Origin of the sequence: Glutamicibacter soli (assembly GCF_003309065.1) — a bacterium.
In the GTDB taxonomy this organism is placed as follows: domain Bacteria; phylum Actinomycetota; class Actinomycetes; order Actinomycetales; family Micrococcaceae; genus Glutamicibacter; species Glutamicibacter soli.
Window position 1 is genome coordinate 51,667 of record NZ_POAF01000008.1, and the last position, 18,458, is coordinate 70,124.

The window sequence follows — 18,458 nt, forward strand, 5'->3', positions numbered from 1 at the left end:
CCCTCGGGGGGATGATGGGCCAGACCTTTTGCGTGCACCGGCTGTTGCCTGCTAGAACGCGTAGATGCTGATTTCGCTGCCCAGCTCGATGCTCTGGTTCAGCGGCGACTGCATGCGCACCGTCTGCGAGAAGTCGCCGAGCACATGGTGCGCCTTGACGGTGAACCCTGCCTCTTCCAGCACGCGGGTCGCCTCCTCGACACCCAGACCGATCACCGAGGGGACCTGGGCGAACTCCGGGCCCTGCGACAGGTTCACGGTCACGGAGCTTCCCACCTCGGCGGTGCCGTTCTGAGGTGACTGCGCGGCGACCAGGCCCGAAGGGACCTCGCGGGAATACACCGGATCGCCCACCTGCAGGCGCAGTCCCGCTGACTCGAGGGCCGCAGCGGCGTCGTCTTCGCTTAAGCCCTGCAGCGCCGGAACCTGCACCGGGGCCGGTCCCTTGGACACCGTCAGTGTGATGGCGTCCTTGCGCGCGGCGGTCTTGCCCGCGGCCGGCGAGGAGGAGATGACCTTGCCCTTCTCCACCTCTGAGGAGTATTCGCGGACCTCCTTGACCTTGGCCAGCTCGTGCTCGGCCAGCAGCTCGGTGGCCGACTGGAGGCTCTTGCCCTCTACCTGCGGGATCTCGAAGCGTTCGGGGCCCTGCGAGACGATCAGCTCGACCCCCTGGAACTTCATGATGTTCTCGCCGGTGGCCGGATGCGAGTCGACGACGCGCCCGATGGCGATCTCGTCGTCGAAGGCGGAGCCGAGCCTGACCGGGACGCCCTGCTCGGACATCTGCGAAACCGCCTGTTCCTGCAGCAGGCCGTTCAGCGACGGGATGCGGATCACCGTTCCGGGGCCGCGCCCGAAGAACCAGCCTGCGGCGGCCACCAGCGCCACGATCAGCACCCATGCCGCGATGAACCCGGTCTTCTGCGCTGCGGTCCTGGGCTTGCGCAGCCGGTGCGTGGGCACCTGGGCTTCCTTGCGCCACTGCTTCTGCGCCGCCTTGGTGGCACGCTTCTCGCCGCGCGGGGAGCGCGCGGCCGGCTGTGGATCCTGCTCGTTGGGCTCATCGGCACCGAAGGTTTCGATGTCTGTCCGCGAGTAGGCGGCGGTGGCATCTGCTCCAGGGGAGCCTGCGCCGGCCGTTGGGGCGTGGACCACGGTGGCCTGCGCATCGCGCAGATCCAGCACCTCGGTGGCATCCGACGCGGCGATGATGGTGGTCGCTTCGGAATCGAGCTGTGCGTCCAGCGAATAGCCGTCCGCCGTGGCGCCGGTTCCCTGCAGCCGCCAACGGCGTTCGCGGGCTTCCTCGCGCTCGCGCTGCCAGTCGTCCAGGCGCTGCTGCACGGTGGTGGGCATGTGCGACATGGAGCCAGGGGTCAGGTCCTCGATGCCACCCAGCGTGTCCGCGTCGAAGTCCAGCTGCTCTTCGCTGAGCGTCGAACGGATCTGGATGACCTCGTCCAGCAGCAGCTCGGCGTTCTGCGGCCGCTTCTCGGGGTCCTTCTCGGTGCACCACTGCACCAGCTCGTCCAGATCGGTGGCCAGCCCGGGCACGACATCCGAGGGCAGCGGCATGGGGGAGTCCAGATGGTGCTTCATCAGCGCGGCCGCATTGGTTTCCGAATACGGCAGGCGCCCGGTGAGCATTTGGTAGATCATGATGCCGACCGCATAGATGTCGCTGCGCGAATCGGCCGGTGCGCCGGAGACCAGCTCCGGGGAGACATGGGAAAGGGTGGCCACCAGCGTTGCGGACTGGGTGTGGGCGCTGGCCGCGCGGGCCAGCCCGAAGTCGGTCACCTTGACCTCGCCGGTATCCGCCAGCAGCACGTTCGCCGGCTTCATGTCGCGGTGGATGATGCCTTCTGAGTGGGCGGCGCCCAGCCCGTGGCAGACCTGCTCCAGCACGCTGAGCATCTGGCGCGGCGTGAACCGACCGCGTTCGGAGATCACCTGGTCGAGGTTGCGTCCGCGGACGTACTCCATCACCAGGTAGACGATGTTGTCCGTGACGTTGTGGTCGCGGATCGACACCACGTTCGGGTGGGTGATGTTCGCTGCGATCACGGCTTCTGATTCGAAGCGCTCGCGGACGGTGGACTCGCTGGCGAAGTTGTCGTTCAGGATCTTCACGACCACCGCGCGGTGCAGGCGCTTGTCCATGGCGCGGTAGATCCTGGACATCCCGCCCAGCGCGAGCAGGTGGTCGATGCGGTAACGGTCATCGAGGGTCGTACCCAGATTGGGGTCGGCAAGAGCAGGGCTCATGGTGCACGCACTCCTGACTTGGGATGGCGCGCCGCATAGGCGTGATTCACCCACTGCTCCTTTCGAACATGATTACTACCTTTTAATGTACCCAGCCGACCTGAGAATTTCCGGTTTAAAGCCGAAATCCGCCAGTGGTGTCTACCTCTGGCGGATTTCGTGCAGCTTCCCGGGTTGCGAGATCTACCTCGGGAGCGGTCTCTTAGGATGCGCGGCGGGCACGTGCAGCGCGGCGCTTCAGAGCGCGACGTTCGTCTTCGCTCATTCCACCCCACACACCAGCGTCCTGACCGGACTCGATGGCCCACTGTAAGCAGGTTTCGGTCACTTCGCACCGACGGCAGACGCTTTTGGCCTCTTCGATCTGTAAGAGGGCCGGACCGGTGTTACCCACCGGGAAGAAAAGTTCCGGGTCCTTATCCAGACACGCCGCGCGGCTACGCCAATCCATGCTTATTGATGCTCCTTGAAATCTTTGAGGGGGGACGAAATGCTCATGATCTGAACACACGAACGCCCCGCCTTGGAAAGGTCAGCGGGGGACGGTGTTAATGCCGTAGTGCTTTTCGCATCGTCGGACGTGAACGACGGGGTCATCGTTTTGCCAACCACATAAGGTTTTCATGTTACGAGAAAGTAAACAAGGGTCAGTGATGCGAAATATGTCGTATTGCCTGAGTGCTTTCTCACATGGAAATCGGCCTAGGCTTAGGCTAGTTGACGCGGATGTGGCAGGGGCTACAAGCCCGTTGCGGCGCTGTCGTTTGAGTTCCGCAAGCGCCTCAACGAAAATGGTTGGGGTGAGCAACGAAGAAACTAAGATCCCGCGTCCGAGCAGTGTCATTGCCGTCGCAGCACTGGTGATGTTCGAGGCGCTAGCGGTGCTTGCCTACGCCGTCAACTACGCCATCCACCTCACCTCGGATGGCGCGGTGAACATCGGCGGGCGTCTTTTCATGCTTGCGCTGTGCCTCTTCCTGGCCATCTGGCAGGGCTCGGTGGCCATCAACTTCTTCCGCGGCAGGGCGTACACCCGAGCCCCGATCATCGTCTGGCAATTGTTCCAGTTGATCCTCTCGGTCTCCTTCTTCCAGTCCGATATGCCGATCGTCATTTCCGCGGCGGTTTTGTCGATCATTGTGGCCGGAACGACCGTAGTGCTGCTGTTCGCGCCGAAGACCACTCAATTCCTCGGAGACCGTCCCTCGCAGTAGTCATGGCCCGATGATGATGGCGCGTGGTTGCCCGGCAAAGCCGGCGATCGCGCGCCATTGCCTTTTCCCGCACGAGCCGCGGCCTGCCGCAGGGGGCAGCGGGCGCCAGGCCAGCGGCAACAGGTCCTGCGGATGGCATGCCTCCACGGCAATCGCCTGCCGGTCATCGAGCATCATGCCCGGCAACCCCAGATCGTAGGCGAGCCTGGCCGAGGGAGGGAGAAACAGCACCGCCCGGGTGCCCAGCGCGGCGGTTCGCTGGCGCAGCTCGGCAAGCCTAGGGTCGGAAGTGTCGTGCAGCACGACGCAGATCGTTGGCGCTGCAGGTCCCGCACCTTCAGCTTCGAACTCCTGGACCCAGCGCAGCCAGGGCGCGGCGCCATCCACCATGGCCGCCTGCCAGCGTTCGGCCAGGAAGGCAGCGAGCTCCTGCCTGTCGCGTTCGCGAGGGCAGATGGCCAGTGCCGTTTGGGCTTGGTCGAAGCCGAAAGCCTGCCCGGTGAATGCGGTCCGCCCCACCGCAAGATCGCGCGGATTCCCATCGCCCACGAACGGCTGCTGCGCGGGCCACAAAGTCCCGGGCAGGCAATCCGGTTCCTGCTTGGCGGTCACGGCCGTCAACTGGATGGTCATCGGCCCGTTGGCGGGACTGAACCTGACCCCTCGGCCTGGCAACTGGCTGGCAGGCGGAAGCTTGGGCCAGGACATGCGCAGGGAATCGGTGGCATTAAGCGGGAAGTACCATTGCTCGGCGCACAGCCCGGCGGCCTTGAGCAGATTCAGGTCGCGGTCGGCCAGCAGGACCAGCTGCGCCGGGGCCGAAGCTCCATGCCGCAACAGTTCGATGAGCGCCTGGTCGAATCGCTGGAAGACTGCCGGATCCAGTTGGGACTGCAGCCGGGCGATGCCGTGCACCAGCACCAGCGTCAGGCGGTCAGGGGGCAGCGACTCAAGATAGTCGAGCGCTTCCAGGAATTGATACTGGTCTTCTCCACCCACGGTGCGCACCCCGGGCATTAAGGCGGGATCCGGGAACAGGGCCTCGCCGAAGCACAGGATCCGGCGCTCCAGGCGGGCGAACCCCTCGAGCAGGCGGCGGCCGCCGGCCTCCGGGACGCCGCACACCAGCAATCCCTGGCCGCGGGCTGGATCTACGCTCAAGTCCTCCAGCCGGCCCGCGGCGAGGTTGTCGACGACTCCGCAGTAGATGGTGCCGCCCTCGGCGCCCTCCCACTGCTCCGGCAACGGCGCCGCACTCTGGGGCGGCGGCAGCTGCGGGGCAAAGGGGCACGGTGGAAGGTGCGAATGCTCCCAGCGTTCGGCCAGCAGGCGCACCTGCTGGCGCAGGGCTTGTCCTTCCGCCTCGGGATCAGGCCGGCCGAAGCTTCCCACGGGATGCAGCACCAGGTTCCCGGGGCCGCGTTCGGCAACGCTCCCGTGCGGGGCGGGGCTGACCGCCAGGGCGAACTGGACCTGGCGGTTGGCATGACCGGGACCCGCGATGATCGCGCTGCCCGGGCCGGACAGCCGGGCGGCGGCCGGGGAACCGACCAGTTCCATGGACTCGGCCGCGTCGTGGACCCGCAACGCAATGACGGTGTTCAGGTTCGCGCGGGTCTGCCCGGACAGCGAGCCGGCGGCCCGCTGGGTGCTCAGCAGCAGATGGATGCCCAAGGACCTGCCGACCGCCGCCAGCCGGTCGATGCGCGCGGCGGCTTCGGGCAGGGATTCGGTGAACACCCTGAATTCGTCGACCACCACCAGCAGCCGGGGCAGCGCGGGCACATCGGCCAGCCGGACGTACTCCGAGCGGTCGCTGCAACCATGCGCTGCCAGCAGGCGTTCACGGCGGGCCACCTCCCGCTCCAGCTGCGCCAAGGTCCGCTGGGCTCCGGCGGCATCCAGGTCGCTGGCCGACAGCTGCACGTGGGGCAGCGGCTCGAAAACCGCCAAGCCCGCGCCGCCCTTGAAGTCGACCAGGGCGAACGCCAGCTGCTCGGGGCTGCACCGGCCGGCCAGATCTGCGATGATCCGCCGCAAGGCCTCGGACTTGCCCGACCCGGTGGTGCCGCACACCAGCACATGCGGCCCGTCCGCGTCGAAGTCCAGCAGCTGCTGCCCATGGGAATCATCCTCTCCGATCACCGCGGCCAATCTTGCCTGCTCCGGCGGCGGCCCGGCTGGCGCGGGTTCATCCGGGCGGAGCGCCAGGCAGGCCTGGACGATCCGGGCCAGCCTCCCCGCATCCAAGCGGTCCGGCGATTCCAGATGCAGGCTCCCGTCGGGCAGCTGGGCGCGGCAACCCACCGGATCAACCCAGTAGTCGCACTGCGCCGCGGGCACCGGATGAAGGCTGATCACCAAGGTGCGCGGCAGCCGGACCGGGCTGAGCATGGTCAGGAAAATCCGTTCGATCATCGGTTCCGGCGCTGCCGTGTTCCCGAGACCGCCCGATGCCCCGGCGGCACCGGAAGGCGGCTCAGCGTGCCGAGCCAGCTGCCCGGCGGTGCCCTGGCGTGCATGCGGCAACAGCATCAGCTCTGCCGGAAGCCGGGTGACCGACGGATCGACGACCAGCTCGATGCGGCCGGCGGCCACGTGCGGCAGGAACCTGGCCAGCAGCGCAGCCAGCAGGCGGTCCACCGCCGGGTCGTCGCCGCCGCGCAACTGCCACACCTGCGCGGCGGCCGGCGCGAAGACCGGGACGCCGGCGATCCTGCGAGCAGAGCGCCTACCGCCGGGCACCCTGCGCATCCTCCGGGCGCCGCCCTCCCGGGGAGGCTTCCCTCCCGGAAGCTGCCAGCTGCCGCGGCCGAACACCAGGGGAGGCAGCCCCGCGGGAAGCACCCCCAGCTGCGCCCGGTCGATGCCAGCGACCACTGCGACCCCCAGCGGGCAGGCGAAACGGCCGCGCGCCTGCACCATACTGCGCTGCTGGTCACGCACCGTGCGTTTCCACCGGCGGCGCTCGCCGAGCAGCTGCGCCGCAGGGACCACACCCAGCAGCGCGGAGAGCCCGGTGACCGCAAGGAACAGCATGGACCCGGTCAGCGCCGCCAGCAGCACCCCGGAGAGCACCGGGACCAGCGCGGCCACGCACAGCGTCACCAACCGGCCCAGCTCGGGACGCGGCGGGAGGCTGAACTGGGGCTGGCCGTCCTCCACCGCCAAACCCGCCTCGGTGCGCGCGGGATCGCCGACCTCCAACACCGTGCCGCCAAGCTGGATCCGGCTGCCCGCATGCAGCTCCACCTCCCCGCGAACCGGCACCGCACCCCGGTCGGAGAGCACCAGCAGCCGCTGTCCGCCAGCCGCCCGCACACGCAGGGAACGCTCGTCGACCAGCAGGTGGGCGTGCACCCGCGAAACCTGCGGATCGCCCAGGCGCAGCGGCGCGCCGCGGCCGATGTCGTAGGCGCCTCGCTCCAACTCGATCCAGGCCCCGGCATCCGGCCCCTCGGGGACGAACAACTTCAACCGCGTGCTGCCGGCCGACGCCGCGAAACCGGGGCCCGGGACATCGGCCAGCAGCAGCGGCCTTCCCGGAACCAGCGCTCCCAGATCCGCCAGCGGCGTCGATCCCACGTACCAGCGGGTGCCCGGCACCTGCTCGTCGAGCACCGACGCCAGCTGCGGGCCGTCCAGGGCCGAGGAGACCCGCAGCAGCAGCTGCCGGGGATTGAGCAGCGTGCGCGCGGACAGCAGCAGTTCATAATGCAGCATCTTCCCTCCCAGCCCGGCCGCGTCCAGCAGTTTGACCAGCCCATCACGACCACCGCTTTTACCGGGCCGGCGAAAGCCGGACTGGGGATAACCGCCAGTAGCTTTATCCACAAATTCGCGAAACGTCTTGAAAGGACTTGGCGTCGGGGCTAGGCTCCACAGACATATCCAGAAATAGGGCTCGGGCCGGTCCCGAGGCCCACCGCTGCACCGGCCGCGCGCTCGCCGATGGACCCCGAGAATTCCGGGAACGCCGAACTCCCACAAGGCCCGAAGGATCTTGACGTGGATGCCCTGTCCATCGTGGAAGATGAAGTGCGAGAGCTGGTCCGACGCCGCGGCCTGGACCCTGCCAAGCAGCCCGCATTGATGAAGTCGCTGATCGAGGACGTCGTGCGGGACTACGACGAACGCGCGCTGCTCGGCGCGGTCCCTGCCCTGGGATCTCTGGAGCAGGCCCGGCGCACGGTCTACGACAACGTCGCCGGATTCGGCGCCCTGCAGCAGCTGCTCGACGATCCGAGCGTGGAGGAAATCTGGATCAACTCCCCGCACCAGGTGTTCTGCGCCCGCGGCGGGCAAAGCGAGCTGACCCACATCAGGCTGGACGCCGCGGAGGTCGCCGGACTGGTCGAACGCATGCTCAAGTCCTCCGGGCGGCGGCTGGATTTGTCCCAGCCGTTCGTGGACTGCCAGCTGCCCGACGGCTCCCGGCTGCACGTGGTCATCCCGGACATCACCCACGAGCACTGGGCGGTGAACATCCGCAAGTTCATCGCCCGGGCCGCCCGGCTCGAAGACCTGGTGGATCTCAAGTCGCTCAGCCCCGCGGCGGCCACCTACCTGGGCTGGGCGATCTCCGCCGGGTTGAACGTCATCGTCACCGGGCCGACCCAGGCCGGCAAAACCACCATGCTCAACGCGCTGTCCTCCTCCATCGGGTCGCGCGAACGGGTCATCACCATCGAGGAGATCTTCGAACTGAACCTGGTGCTGCGCGATGTCGTGGCGATGCAGACGCGGCTGGCGAATCTGGAGGGCACCGGCGAAATCACGATGCGCCGGCTGGTCAAGGAGGCGCTGCGCATGCGCCCTGACCGCATCATCGTCGGCGAGGTGCGCGAGGCCGAATCCCTGGACCTGCTGGTTGCGCTGAACTCTGGTGTGGCCGGCCTGTGCACGCTGCACGCGAACTCGGCCCGCGACGCGATCATCAAGATCTGCACGCTGCCGCTGCTGGCCGGGCCGAACATCACCAGCGACTTCACGATCAAGACCGTCGCCGCCTGCCTGGACCTGGTGGTGCACTGCGTGCGCGATGCCTCCGGCAACCGCTATGTCAATGAGATCCTCGCGGTGCGCAACCGGGTGGAGGGCGGGGCGATCGAAACCTCCACGCTGTTCGAACGCCGGGCCGGGGAGCTGGTGCCGGCTTCCGGCGCTGACTGGTCGCATGAGAAGTTCAGCCTGGCCGGGCTGAACGTCGCCGAGCGGCTGGGGCAGGAATCATGAGCATTTTCCTGGGGCTGCTGGGCGGGCTGGGACTGGCATTGCTGGCCGACTGGCTGCTGTTCGCGCCCTGGGAACGCACCCGCAGCCGGCACTCGAAGATCGGGCAGGCGCTGCTGCGCGCCGGGGTCACCGCGGTAAGCCCGGCCAAGTTCATGCTGATCTGCCTGGCCAGCGGGGTGGTGTTCGCGCTGCTGACCTTGGGTCTGACCGCCTCCTGGCTGTTCGCCTGCGTCTTCGCGATCTTCGGGGTGCTGGCCCCGTGGGTGTACCTGCGCCACCAGGCGGCCAAGCGCCAGAGCGCGTTGCACGAGCAGTGGCCCGAGGTCGTCGACCACCTGCGCAGCGCCATCCGCGCCGGCCTGTCGCTGCCCGAATCGCTCAGCCAGCTGGCGCAGGTCGGACCCGAGACGCTGCGCCCGGTGTTCCGCGACTTCGCCCTGGACTACCGGGCCACCGCGAACTTCAGCACGGCGCTGGACCAGCTGGGCGAACGTCTTGCGGACCCCGTGGCGGACAAGATCCTGACCACGCTGCGCATCACCCGCGAGGTCGGCGGCACCGACCTGGGCCAGACGCTGGCCACGCTAGCCGCGTTCCTGCGCGACGACGTGCGCACCCGAGGCGAGCTGGCCGCCCGCCAGTCCTGGATCGTCTCCGCCGCCCGGCTGGCCGTCGCGGCCCCGTGGATCCTGCTGCTGGTGCTCGGCACCCAGCCGGCGGCGAAGGACGCCTATCTCACCCCGGCCGGGGTCTTCGTGCTGCTGGCAGGGCTGGTCGTCTCCTTCCTCTGCTACCGGGTGATGCTGCGGCTGGGCGCGCTGCCGATCGAGGAACGGGTGCTGTCATGAACAACTACACCGCGTGGGCGGCGCTGTGCGGGCTGGGATTCGGGGCCGGGCTGTGGCTGATGCTCCTGCGGCTTCCGGCCTGGCGTCCCATGGCCTTCGCCGACCGGGTCGCCCCGCACATCCGCGTCGGCGTGCGCTCCTCGCGCATGCTGCAGGATTCCTGGCAGCAGGATGCGGCCACCCCGGCGCTGTGGCAGCTGGCCCGCCCGCTGCTGCAGCAGGCCAGGAAACTGGCCAACGTACACAGCCCCTCCTCGGCCACCGTGCGCAAGCGGCTGCAAGCCGCAGGGCTGCGCCTGAGCCTGGTCGACTACCGCTCCCAAGAGCTGCTGTGCGCGCTGACCGGGCTGGTCATCGGTTCGGCGCTGATGGCGCTGCTGGCCTTCCGCCAGCCGGTGTCGCTGCCGCTGGCGGTGACGGTGGTGCTGGGCTGCGCGGTCATGGGCTACTTCCTGCGCGGCTGGTGGCTCGGCGAGCAGGTCAAGCGCCGCGCCCGCCGGATTTTGACGCAGTTCCCCACCGTCGCCGAGGTGCTCGCGCTGACCGTGGGCGCCGGGGAATCGACCACCGGCGCGGTCGAGCGCATCTCGCGCATCTGCCACGGCGACATCGGCGCCGAGTTCACCCACACGCTCAACGACATCCACTCCGGCACCACCATGGTGCAGGCCATGTCCAACATGTCCGACCGGGTGCAGATCGGCGCGATGACCCGCTTCGTGGACGCCATCGTCGTGGCCACCGAACGGGGCACACCCCTGGGGCAGGTGCTGCGCGATCAGGCGCAGGACGTGCGCGATGCCTCCAAGCGCGAGCTGATGGAGATCGCCGGCAAACGCGAAATCTCCATGCTGGTGCCTGTCAACTTTCAATTGGACTATTCCTATGCGAGCAGGAATCTATGCGCGGATCTCACATGATCCATACGAGACAACGTTAGGCGTGCAACGTCAGATCGAAGACTGCACCCGCGAAGCCAAACGGCGCGGCTGGGAAGTCGTAGACCAGTTCGTTGACAACGACGTGAGCGCCACCCGCTCCAAAGTGCGCCCCGAATACGAACGCATGATGCAAGCCGTCAAGGATCGACACATAGACGCGCTCATTGTCTGGGATATTGACCGCCTCACCCGCACACCCCGCGAACTCGAAGACATCATCGACCTCGCAGACACCATGAATCTCAGCATGGCCAACATCGGCGGAGAGATCGACTTATCCACGCCCCAGGGCAAAATGACTGCACGCATCAAAGGCAGCGTTGCACGTCATGAGTCCGACCAGCTTTCACGTCGCCTCAAACGCGCCTACCAGCAACGTGCAATAGCCGGCAAGCCTCACAGCTTCCCCGGCTTCGGATTCCAGCGCGTAGAACGCGACGGCGACGTATGGGACATACCGCACCCGGAAAACGCCGCTATCGTCAACGAGGCCGCACGCCGCTATGTTGCCGGCGAATCGCTGCGCAGCATCTGCCAGGACTTCATGAGCCGTGGCATCCATGGACCTCGCACCGACAACTGGACGACCACGACCCTACGCCAAATCATGCAACGCCCGGCGAACATCGGGCTACGCCAGCACAAGGGCGAAATCGTGGGCAAAGCGAACGCCGACCCCATCATGACCGAAGCACTCTACAATCAGGTCATGGCACGCCTGAACGACCCAGAGCGCATCAAGAACTCCTACGGACGAACCCCGAACTATCTGCTAACCGCTATCGCCGTTTGCGGCCTATGCGGGGGCAAAATGAGAATGACGCGGGAACGTGTATTCAATGGGAAGCGATACCCTGACCAGTACAACTGCAAAGTGTGTTTCAAGGTGCGCCGTAAGCGCGAACCGGTAGACGAACTAGTTACTGCCGTTCTTGTGGCACGGTTGCAAGATCCCAAGATCCTAGCAGCGCTGGCTAAGGACACCACCGGAGAGTTACCGCGCCTACGTGAGCGCGTCGATGAACTCACGGCAAGACTGGACGTTGCCGCAGACAATTTCGCAGACGGCCTGATTACCGGCGAACAGTTGCGCCGAATCAATGGCAAGATCATGCCCGAACTGGACGACGCTAAACGCCGTGTAGGCCACTTGCAGGGCACGAACCCGGTAACACAGTTCATTGGTGCGAACGCCGCCGAACGGTGGCACAAAGCCCCGTTGGAGATCCAGCGGCAGGCTATCCAGGAACTCATGACAGTAACCATCATGCCGGCAGGTTCCGGCGGCCGGTTTGACCCCGAGCAAATCAAGATTGAATGGAAGGTCTAAGCGTGACTCATTGGATCTATAAAATTCCGCGTCTCATGGATGCCCCGGAAGCTTTGCGAGGTAAATCTCGATACTCGGAAGATATGCAACTGCCGCGAATAGGTTTGTATTGCGAAGATGAGTCGCATGCAGGTGCGCCATGGCTCATCTGTTCCTTTGTTCCAAATTATGCGCACCTAGAGCAGTCAGGCGATAAGCGCTGGACGGTTTCCGATAAATATCGGACAGGTACCGGCGATTTACTGCACCTTAGCTACGTCCAACAGCAACTTATTTCCGATGACCTGGAGCCGGCGCCTCAGGATGCAAACGGACGTTTATTTACGGGTGAGAAATGGCAGCAGGGCTACGGGCGCTGGAACTTGGGTTGCAAATCGTGTGGAAACAGCCTCACCATGAAATCTGATTCCTTCCAGTCAGCCCTATTCGCGCTCTTCAGTGCCGGTGTTATGGAAATTAGCATCGACGGACTTAGGTCTATGAACGACAGATTGAAAGGGAAGTAGCACCTATACCTAACTAGGTGCTAGACTAAGTAGTAACGTTGGATCACCGGATTTACGGGATCGCAGCAGAAAGCCTCCAAGCAGAGGGCGTAATTGCCATGCTCGGAGGCTTTTTCATTGTCTTGGACTTCAGAACGCGCCCGCGTCGCGTCTTTATCTCGCTCGCGTAAGCCAAACGACCCCGACCTTATCAATGCCCGTCGTAACCTATGCGCCGCCAAGCTCGAAGAATACGTAGCCCGCGTAGTTGCCCAAGCGCCGCCGCTAACGGACGAGCAAGCCCATCGCATCGCATCGCTACTACGCCCATACGGCGGTGATGCTGCTTGAAAGCCGCGAACCTGACTAGTCCTGCGATTACGCCTCAATCGCCAAAGGAACCCCAAGAAACCTACATCGAACTAGCCGTGACCCGTGCTGAACTCGATGACTATTTCTTGACCGGATACAACGGCAAACGCCGCATGTCCCGGCGCATGGCAACCCATCTGCGAAAGATGGTCATGCAACCACAGCACCGCGACCTAGCCGAAAAAATCCTTCCCCCAGGATGGTTCGCAATCGTCCACGAGGCACAAGGCTACGTCCGGCACGGCGCAACGCCCGGAGCGCTCTACACCACCGAACAGCACGATGAACTAGCCCTAACCCGCCACCAGCACGTAATGCGAACGGTAGCCGGCGAACAGGCCAAGGCACGCGCAACCGGGGGTGAGCGCCGAGCATGAACGAGACAAAGAAAATGACCCCGGCGGGCAACCAGGGTCATTCAGAAAATCTCTCAGACGGTACTCCTATTCTATCACCGGCACACGACGGTTTGGTATCTGGAATCTATGTTGCCGTAGTTCAAATCAGAGGCGACCACACCCCGAAGCGCTTCCGCAAGAGGGTGTATTTCTCCTTGCCATCGGCACAACGAGCCATCGACCGCGCCACCATGGCCGGCCTCGAAGCGTCCATCGTTCTATGCCAGCTCACCCCGGTTAGCGGGGCGAACGATGACTAGCGAAATGACCTTCACCCAAGCAACTGACCTAGCCCACCGCATCGGCCAGGATCCACAGCTGCTAGAGGCCTACATGCTGGGCAAACAGCACGGATACAAGCAGGGCTGGGCAGACGCCGAAGAAACCGCCGAGACGCACGCAGAACGCGCCGCACGCATCTTCTACACGATGGAAGCCGGCGAAGAATGGCAACGCAAAGCCGCCCGATCAGCACACGACGCAATCGACGTGGTAGCAGCACGAGAAAAAATGAAACGCGGTGAAATCCGATGACCACCCCAGACTATTTCCTAGCCGAGGCTTTCGACTCGGAACCCATCGCATGGGATGACAATGGTTTGCGCTCGCACCAGCGCATCGCCGCCCGATTCAATCAGCGCTACGCCGGCCACTGCAAGCACGTAACCGGCATGGGCTGGCACTACTACGACGGCGCACGCTGGGCAGAGGACAAGCACGCCAAGCACGCCCACAGGCTACTACAGGAGCTACTGGCAGTGTGCTGGGGTGAAGCCATGGCCGACAAGGATCTAGCGGCAGACGTTCGATCTTGCATGACCGCCAGCGGATCCAACGGCGTGCTAGAACTAGCTTCCAAATGGCTCACCGCCAGCGCCGACGAAATGGACGCAGATCCTTATCTGCTGAATGTTTCCAACGGCACCTTGGATCTGCGCACCCTCGAACTACGCCCACACAATCCAGCGGACAACCTCACCAAGATCACGCGAGCCGGCTACGACACCACCCAGGCTAGTGAACGGTGGCTACGATTCCTCGAATCCTCGCTACCAGATCCCGAGGTGCGCCACTTCCTGCAACGCTACATCGGCTCAGCCCTCATCGGACGAGTACGCGATCACGTTCTAGTCGTCGCCACCGGCAGCGGCCGCAACGGCAAATCGGTACTAGCGGACGCTGTATCTCACGCTATGGGAGACTACGGCATCACGGCCTCAAACGACATGCTTGTGACCGGCAGACACGGCCACAAATCAGCCTCAGAGTTATCTGCACAGATGGATCTACGCGGGGCACGCTGGGCAGTCATGAGCGAGCTGGAAAAGGGCGCAGAGCTGGCAGAGTCCACCATGAAACAGCTCACCGGCGGCGACCGAATCACCGCGAAGCACATGGGGCAAGACCGGATCCAGTTCGACCCGTCGCACTCATTTTTCATGCTCACCAACGACCTGCCGAAAGTGGATCCCACCGCCCAGGCAGTTTGGGCACGAATCCGCGTAGTGCCGTTCGAGGTGTCATTCGAAGGCCGCGAAGACCACGCGCTATCTGAAGACCTGCAACTGGCAGCAGACGGCATCCTTGGCTGGGCTGTAGCCGGCCTATTCGAGTATCAGCAAATCGGCCTCGACGCACCAGCAAAGGTCATGGCCGCAACCACTGATTACCGGGCTGAAAACGACACGGTGAAACAGTTCATCGCCGATGAATGCGTGCTGACCGAGAACGCCAAAGTGAGCCGTTCCGAACTGCACCACGCCTACCTTGCATGGGCACGAGACAACGGGGCAGAACAACTCACCGCCAGGGCATTTGCGCCACGTATCGCAGCACTACAGGGGATCACCGAAGGCAAAACCAACGGAATCAGGGTCTGGAAGGGGGCAGGACTCAAAACCGATGAATTACCACTTGACTAGTGCAAACGGTGATTCTAGGGCAAAGCAGGGTCACTTGGGGCACTTCTTCCCAGCGATTCTCGCGGGAAATGATTCTAGGGAATCACTGGGAACATCTGCCCTAAGTGACCCTAAGTGCCCCGACCCCCTCGAAAACCTCACCACAGACTGCCTCGTATGCGGCGGATACCTACCCCGCAGAAAACGCACAGCAGGACTCCACCAGCTATGCCAAAGCTACTACGACGAACTAGAGGACTAGAACCATGACTAACGAACTCCCCGAAGAACTCATCAAGCAACTCGAAGGCGTGAACGACTTCATCATCACGGGAAGCAACGGCCTACCCGTCGGAAGCCTCAAACTTGACCAGCTACAGAACGACGGCGCTAACCTCGCGTTCAAACTGGCAGCGCACGCTGGAGACGAAGCCCAGACCAGGGCGACACTACGCGAAGCAATCCAACAGCACGGGCACGAAAGCATCGGGTACATCCTCATGAACGCCATCCCGCTATTGGTTGACGATATTCTCGCCCCCTCATTCGACGTGATGCAAACCGCCACAGGCGCAGACCCCCGCGCAAAGATGGCCGAAATCGGAGGAATCAACGCATGAGCGGCTACTACTACTCAGACCGACAGATCCAGACCTACTCAGAACACGCCCAAGCCGCCGTCCTATGGGAACGCGCCGCCCACTGGGAACAGAACGCGAACTACTGGAAACACCGCGCCGAATCAGCCGAACGCCGAATGCTCGAACACCACTGCGAAGGAGACAACTAAATGACCTGCAACCGCCCGCCCTACATCGGCTCAGTCAGAATCCAAGAGTGGATCACCAAAGACAAACAGCGCATCAACGGCATCCAACTACGCGGCGCATGGGGACTAGCCGCCCACCTGACCCCCGGTGAAGCCCGAACCCTGGCAGACACCCTCCACGACCTCGCAGACCAACTAGAGCAGGCCACAGAGACACCAGAGCACCGGGAACCACCCCGAGTCCTACAGCCGGCCTACACCAGCCGTAGCACCCTCACCGCCGCAGACGGACACCCCGAACCACTACTACCGGCCACCAGTGCGGACTGAGGAAACGAGCCGTGAACATCACCCCAGACAACATCAGCGACATTGCCGTAACAGTGCAATGCCCAGCATGTGACTACATCCACGCCTACGGGCGACACGAATTCAATACATGGCCACCGACCCCCGGCAGCAAAGTGCGCATCAGATGCAAAACGCACCGCTCAGCAACCCCGAGCGAACGCAACTGGATCTACGCAATCTCACACATCACTATCCAATTCTGAAAGGCAACAAAACCATGGAAAACAACATGATCAACTTCGCCGGCAACACCAACAACAACCAGAACGAAAGCGACGAACTGCATATGAACTACAACATCGAAGACCGCCTCGACCAGACCCACACCATCACCCCACGACTGCGCGGCATCACCCGAGCAATCCGAAAGCACAACCTCAAAGCACCAAAGATCCTCACCGAAGATCTCATCACCAACCAGCAGCAAGCAGCAGCACGAGTCCGTGACCTTGCACCCGCCGCCAACATCCCAAACCTCGAAGCCGCAGCCCGAGCCGTCATCGCCGGCGAAGACCCCAGCGAACACATGGAAAATTACGCGGCATGGTACGGCATCCATGCCCTCACCGAACAGGTCGTAACCACCGCACGAGCACAGTTCATCGACGTACTGAACGAGCACGCCGACGACCTCACCGAACAGGTGCGCCGAACCATCTTCGAACCAGCGCTACGCCGGCTCAAGACCCTCATCGAGAAGCACCCCGGCAAGAACTGGGATCTTGAAGCAGCAGTCCAGAACAAGGACTACGCCCACGCCCAGCTCATCGACAAGAACCAAGACATTGCCGAACAGCTCGATCAGGCCTACATGCTGCGCGCCATGTTCTACAACAGCAACGCCTTCACTAACCCCGCCGCCGTCGTAACCACCGCCGGCTACAAGGGCAGCACCAACACCGCGAGCCTGCAGTGGTGGGCAATGACCATCGGCAACGGACACACCGCGCATCTGCCCACCGCCACCGAATGGGAAGACCTGCATAACAGCAAGGAACACGCCGAGGTGCGCAAGGCAGACGCGGAAGCCCTAGCCGCCGACCAGCCCGAAGCGCAGGTTGTGCAGACCCTCATGCACGATGGCCGCATGATGTCCCGCTAAACCACAGGTAGCCCGCACCTCAACAGGTGTGGGCTACCTACCAAAAGACACGGCGTGAACGTCACCAGCGATCTGCAACACGGCAAGAGCCGGAACGATGGCCAGGAGCGACAATGACGACCGTCGCACAGATCGGCCAGCGCCTAGGCGACACACAAAAGATAGCGGTTGACCAAGAGAGGAATCCTTTATAAGACGCCGCTAGTGTCGCCCTACAGTCCCTCGACCCAATACACGCGGGTCGGGGGACTAACCAATATCACCACACCCCACGCCACAACGACCGGCCAGCAGTCATCGGTGCAGGATCAATCGGAGGCTTCCCAGCCTGCACCCAACCCCGCACCCACGGACGCAACCGAGCACGTCGTAATTCCTCATACCTCAACGTCACAGTATGCAGCCGGTACCCACGGAACCTACGACCAAACACCCCAGGCTCAAACCAGTACATCGCCACCACAGGCTCAGCACCAGCAAGCACAGCAGCCCTATCAGCGATGAACCTATAGGACACCTCAGCATCCCTAAACGTGTAGCAGCGCGGGAACTCACCAGACACTAACGACCCATGCAACACATCAAGGAACGCGCCTTCCATCGTCCCCTCACCCACAGCATGTATCTGCCCCTGATCCCGCACCTCACGGTAACGCTCATCAGGATCATCCAGCGAACGCTTATCACGCTGAGGCAACCAACTAGGCGTGACCCTACTGCGCGTCCTCTCCACCAGATACACAACCACAGCCACCAACGCAGCAACACCAGAGACAACCAAAGACAGCACAGCAACCATCCCCACAGCCTAACCGCACCACACCCCACGCATGAGGCAGGGGGATGGGGTTCGACCATTCAGCCGGCGTTCCCACCCCCGGCATAGAGATCTCTCTAGCACCATTCAACCCACGGGGGAGGGGGTTAGAGCACCTCAGCCGTTCGCACAACACGCATAGCGATAAATATCCCCCCGAGCTGCTGACAGCCCCGCAAAGCCCAGGGGGGAGGGGGTAAACGACCGCTCTAGCGTCTCGCACCTCGGGCACTGCGATCTATTTTCAGCCGATTTCCACAGATGGTATTTTCCGCAGATGATCCAGCCGTGATCCTGCCCAATGGGTGCAATATGGTGCGAGCCACCGTCAAACGACATAGCATGTACGTTCCATAGGTTGAGTGAAAGGCAAGGTCATGGAACCTACCTGTAAGCGTTGCGGAACGAATAAGTTCTTGAAGGT

The 18,458-nt window shown here is 63.6% G+C and carries 15 protein-coding genes; 12 read left to right on the forward strand and 3 right to left on the reverse strand.

Annotation, left to right across the window (positions count from 1 at the left end; genetic code table 11):
* Positions 1-51 precede the first annotated feature (51 nt).
* Both C1H84_RS15490 and C1H84_RS15495 read right to left on the reverse strand, forming a co-directional pair.
* Positions 52-2,271: a Stk1 family PASTA domain-containing Ser/Thr kinase gene (locus tag C1H84_RS15490; protein WP_113607906.1), complete on the reverse strand. Its 2,220-nt coding sequence runs from the start codon at positions 2,269-2,271 to the stop codon at positions 52-54.
* Positions 2,272-2,473: 202 nt separating this feature from the next.
* Entirely contained in the window at positions 2,474-2,722 is a 249-nt protein-coding gene (locus C1H84_RS15495) for a WhiB family transcriptional regulator (protein WP_047118688.1), read from the reverse strand.
* A 349-nt stretch (positions 2,723-3,071) separates the two neighbouring features.
* Here C1H84_RS15495 and C1H84_RS15500 point away from each other — a divergent pair, with 349 nt between their 5' ends.
* On the forward strand, positions 3,072-3,485 hold the full coding sequence (locus tag C1H84_RS15500; RefSeq protein WP_113607907.1) for a hypothetical protein: 414 nt from the start codon (positions 3,072-3,074) through the stop codon (positions 3,483-3,485).
* Here the strand turns inward: C1H84_RS15500 and C1H84_RS15505 are convergent, their stop codons facing one another.
* Positions 3,486-7,208, reverse strand: coding sequence for an FHA domain-containing protein (locus C1H84_RS15505; RefSeq protein WP_113607908.1), 3,723 nt, complete (start codon positions 7,206-7,208; stop codon positions 3,486-3,488). It abuts the gene before it with no gap.
* Positions 7,209-7,493: 285 nt separating this feature from the next.
* Between C1H84_RS15505 and C1H84_RS15510 the strand changes: the two genes are divergently transcribed.
* From C1H84_RS15510 to C1H84_RS15560, 11 genes are all read left to right on the forward strand, one after another.
* Entirely contained in the window at positions 7,494-8,720 is a 1,227-nt protein-coding gene (locus C1H84_RS15510) for a TadA family conjugal transfer-associated ATPase (protein ID WP_113607909.1), read from the forward strand.
* A complete protein-coding gene (locus C1H84_RS15515) occupies positions 8,717-9,568 on the forward strand; it encodes a type II secretion system F family protein (protein ID WP_113607910.1) in 852 nt (283 codons plus the stop codon). Before C1H84_RS15510 ends, C1H84_RS15515 begins: the two co-directional genes overlap by 4 nt.
* Positions 9,565-10,488 carry a type II secretion system F family protein gene (locus C1H84_RS15520; RefSeq protein ID WP_113607911.1) on the forward strand — a complete coding sequence of 308 codons (924 nt, stop codon included), beginning with the start codon at positions 9,565-9,567 and terminating at the stop codon, positions 10,486-10,488. Before C1H84_RS15515 ends, C1H84_RS15520 begins: the two co-directional genes overlap by 4 nt.
* Before the next feature lie 22 nt (positions 10,489-10,510).
* Positions 10,511-11,839 (forward strand): recombinase family protein, encoded by a 1,329-nt coding sequence (locus C1H84_RS15525; protein ID WP_244910927.1) that lies wholly within the window; start codon positions 10,511-10,513, stop codon positions 11,837-11,839.
* A 2-nt stretch (positions 11,840-11,841) separates the two neighbouring features.
* Complete coding sequence (locus tag C1H84_RS18085) at positions 11,842-12,345, forward strand: hypothetical protein (protein ID WP_146956137.1); 504 nt, start codon at positions 11,842-11,844, stop codon at positions 12,343-12,345.
* A gap of 724 nt (positions 12,346-13,069) precedes the next feature.
* On the forward strand, positions 13,070-13,354 hold the full coding sequence (locus C1H84_RS18090) for a hypothetical protein (RefSeq protein ID WP_146956139.1): 285 nt from the start codon (positions 13,070-13,072) through the stop codon (positions 13,352-13,354).
* 4 nt (positions 13,355-13,358) lie between these two features.
* Positions 13,359-13,628 (forward strand): hypothetical protein, encoded by a 270-nt coding sequence (locus tag C1H84_RS15540; RefSeq protein WP_113607915.1) that lies wholly within the window; start codon positions 13,359-13,361, stop codon positions 13,626-13,628.
* Positions 13,625-15,016 (forward strand): DNA primase family protein, encoded by a 1,392-nt coding sequence (locus C1H84_RS15545; protein WP_113607916.1) that lies wholly within the window; start codon positions 13,625-13,627, stop codon positions 15,014-15,016. The genes C1H84_RS15540 and C1H84_RS15545 overlap by 4 nt, the downstream gene beginning before the upstream one ends.
* A 245-nt stretch (positions 15,017-15,261) precedes the next feature.
* Positions 15,262-15,615, forward strand: coding sequence for a hypothetical protein (locus C1H84_RS15550; protein WP_113607917.1), 354 nt, complete (start codon positions 15,262-15,264; stop codon positions 15,613-15,615).
* A complete protein-coding gene (locus tag C1H84_RS18340) occupies positions 15,612-15,785 on the forward strand; it encodes a hypothetical protein (RefSeq protein ID WP_181728171.1) in 174 nt (57 codons plus the stop codon). Before C1H84_RS15550 ends, C1H84_RS18340 begins: the two co-directional genes overlap by 4 nt.
* A gap of 418 nt (positions 15,786-16,203) precedes the next feature.
* Complete coding sequence (locus tag C1H84_RS15560; protein ID WP_146956141.1) at positions 16,204-17,217, forward strand: hypothetical protein; 1,014 nt, start codon at positions 16,204-16,206, stop codon at positions 17,215-17,217.
* Positions 17,218-18,458 lie beyond the last annotated feature (1,241 nt).

Coding starts and splice junctions, on each gene's coding strand:
- C1H84_RS15490 (WP_113607906.1), bottom strand. CDS start 2,271: ATGAGCCCTGCTCTTGCCGACCCCAATCTGGGTACGACCCTCGATGAC.
- C1H84_RS15495 (WP_047118688.1), bottom strand. CDS start 2,722: ATGGATTGGCGTAGCCGCGCGGCGTGTCTGGATAAGGACCCGGAACTT.
- C1H84_RS15505 (WP_113607908.1), bottom strand. CDS start 7,208: ATGCTGCATTATGAACTGCTGCTGTCCGCGCGCACGCTGCTCAATCCC.
- C1H84_RS15515 (WP_113607910.1), top strand. CDS start 8,717: ATGAGCATTTTCCTGGGGCTGCTGGGCGGGCTGGGACTGGCATTGCTG.
- C1H84_RS15520 (WP_113607911.1), top strand. CDS start 9,565: ATGAACAACTACACCGCGTGGGCGGCGCTGTGCGGGCTGGGATTCGGG.
- C1H84_RS18090 (WP_146956139.1), top strand. CDS start 13,070: ATGAACGAGACAAAGAAAATGACCCCGGCGGGCAACCAGGGTCATTCA.
- C1H84_RS15540 (WP_113607915.1), top strand. CDS start 13,359: ATGACCTTCACCCAAGCAACTGACCTAGCCCACCGCATCGGCCAGGAT.
- C1H84_RS15545 (WP_113607916.1), top strand. CDS start 13,625: ATGACCACCCCAGACTATTTCCTAGCCGAGGCTTTCGACTCGGAACCC.
- C1H84_RS15550 (WP_113607917.1), top strand. CDS start 15,262: ATGACTAACGAACTCCCCGAAGAACTCATCAAGCAACTCGAAGGCGTG.
- C1H84_RS18340 (WP_181728171.1), top strand. CDS start 15,612: ATGAGCGGCTACTACTACTCAGACCGACAGATCCAGACCTACTCAGAA.
- C1H84_RS15560 (WP_146956141.1), top strand. CDS start 16,204: ATGGCCACCGACCCCCGGCAGCAAAGTGCGCATCAGATGCAAAACGCA.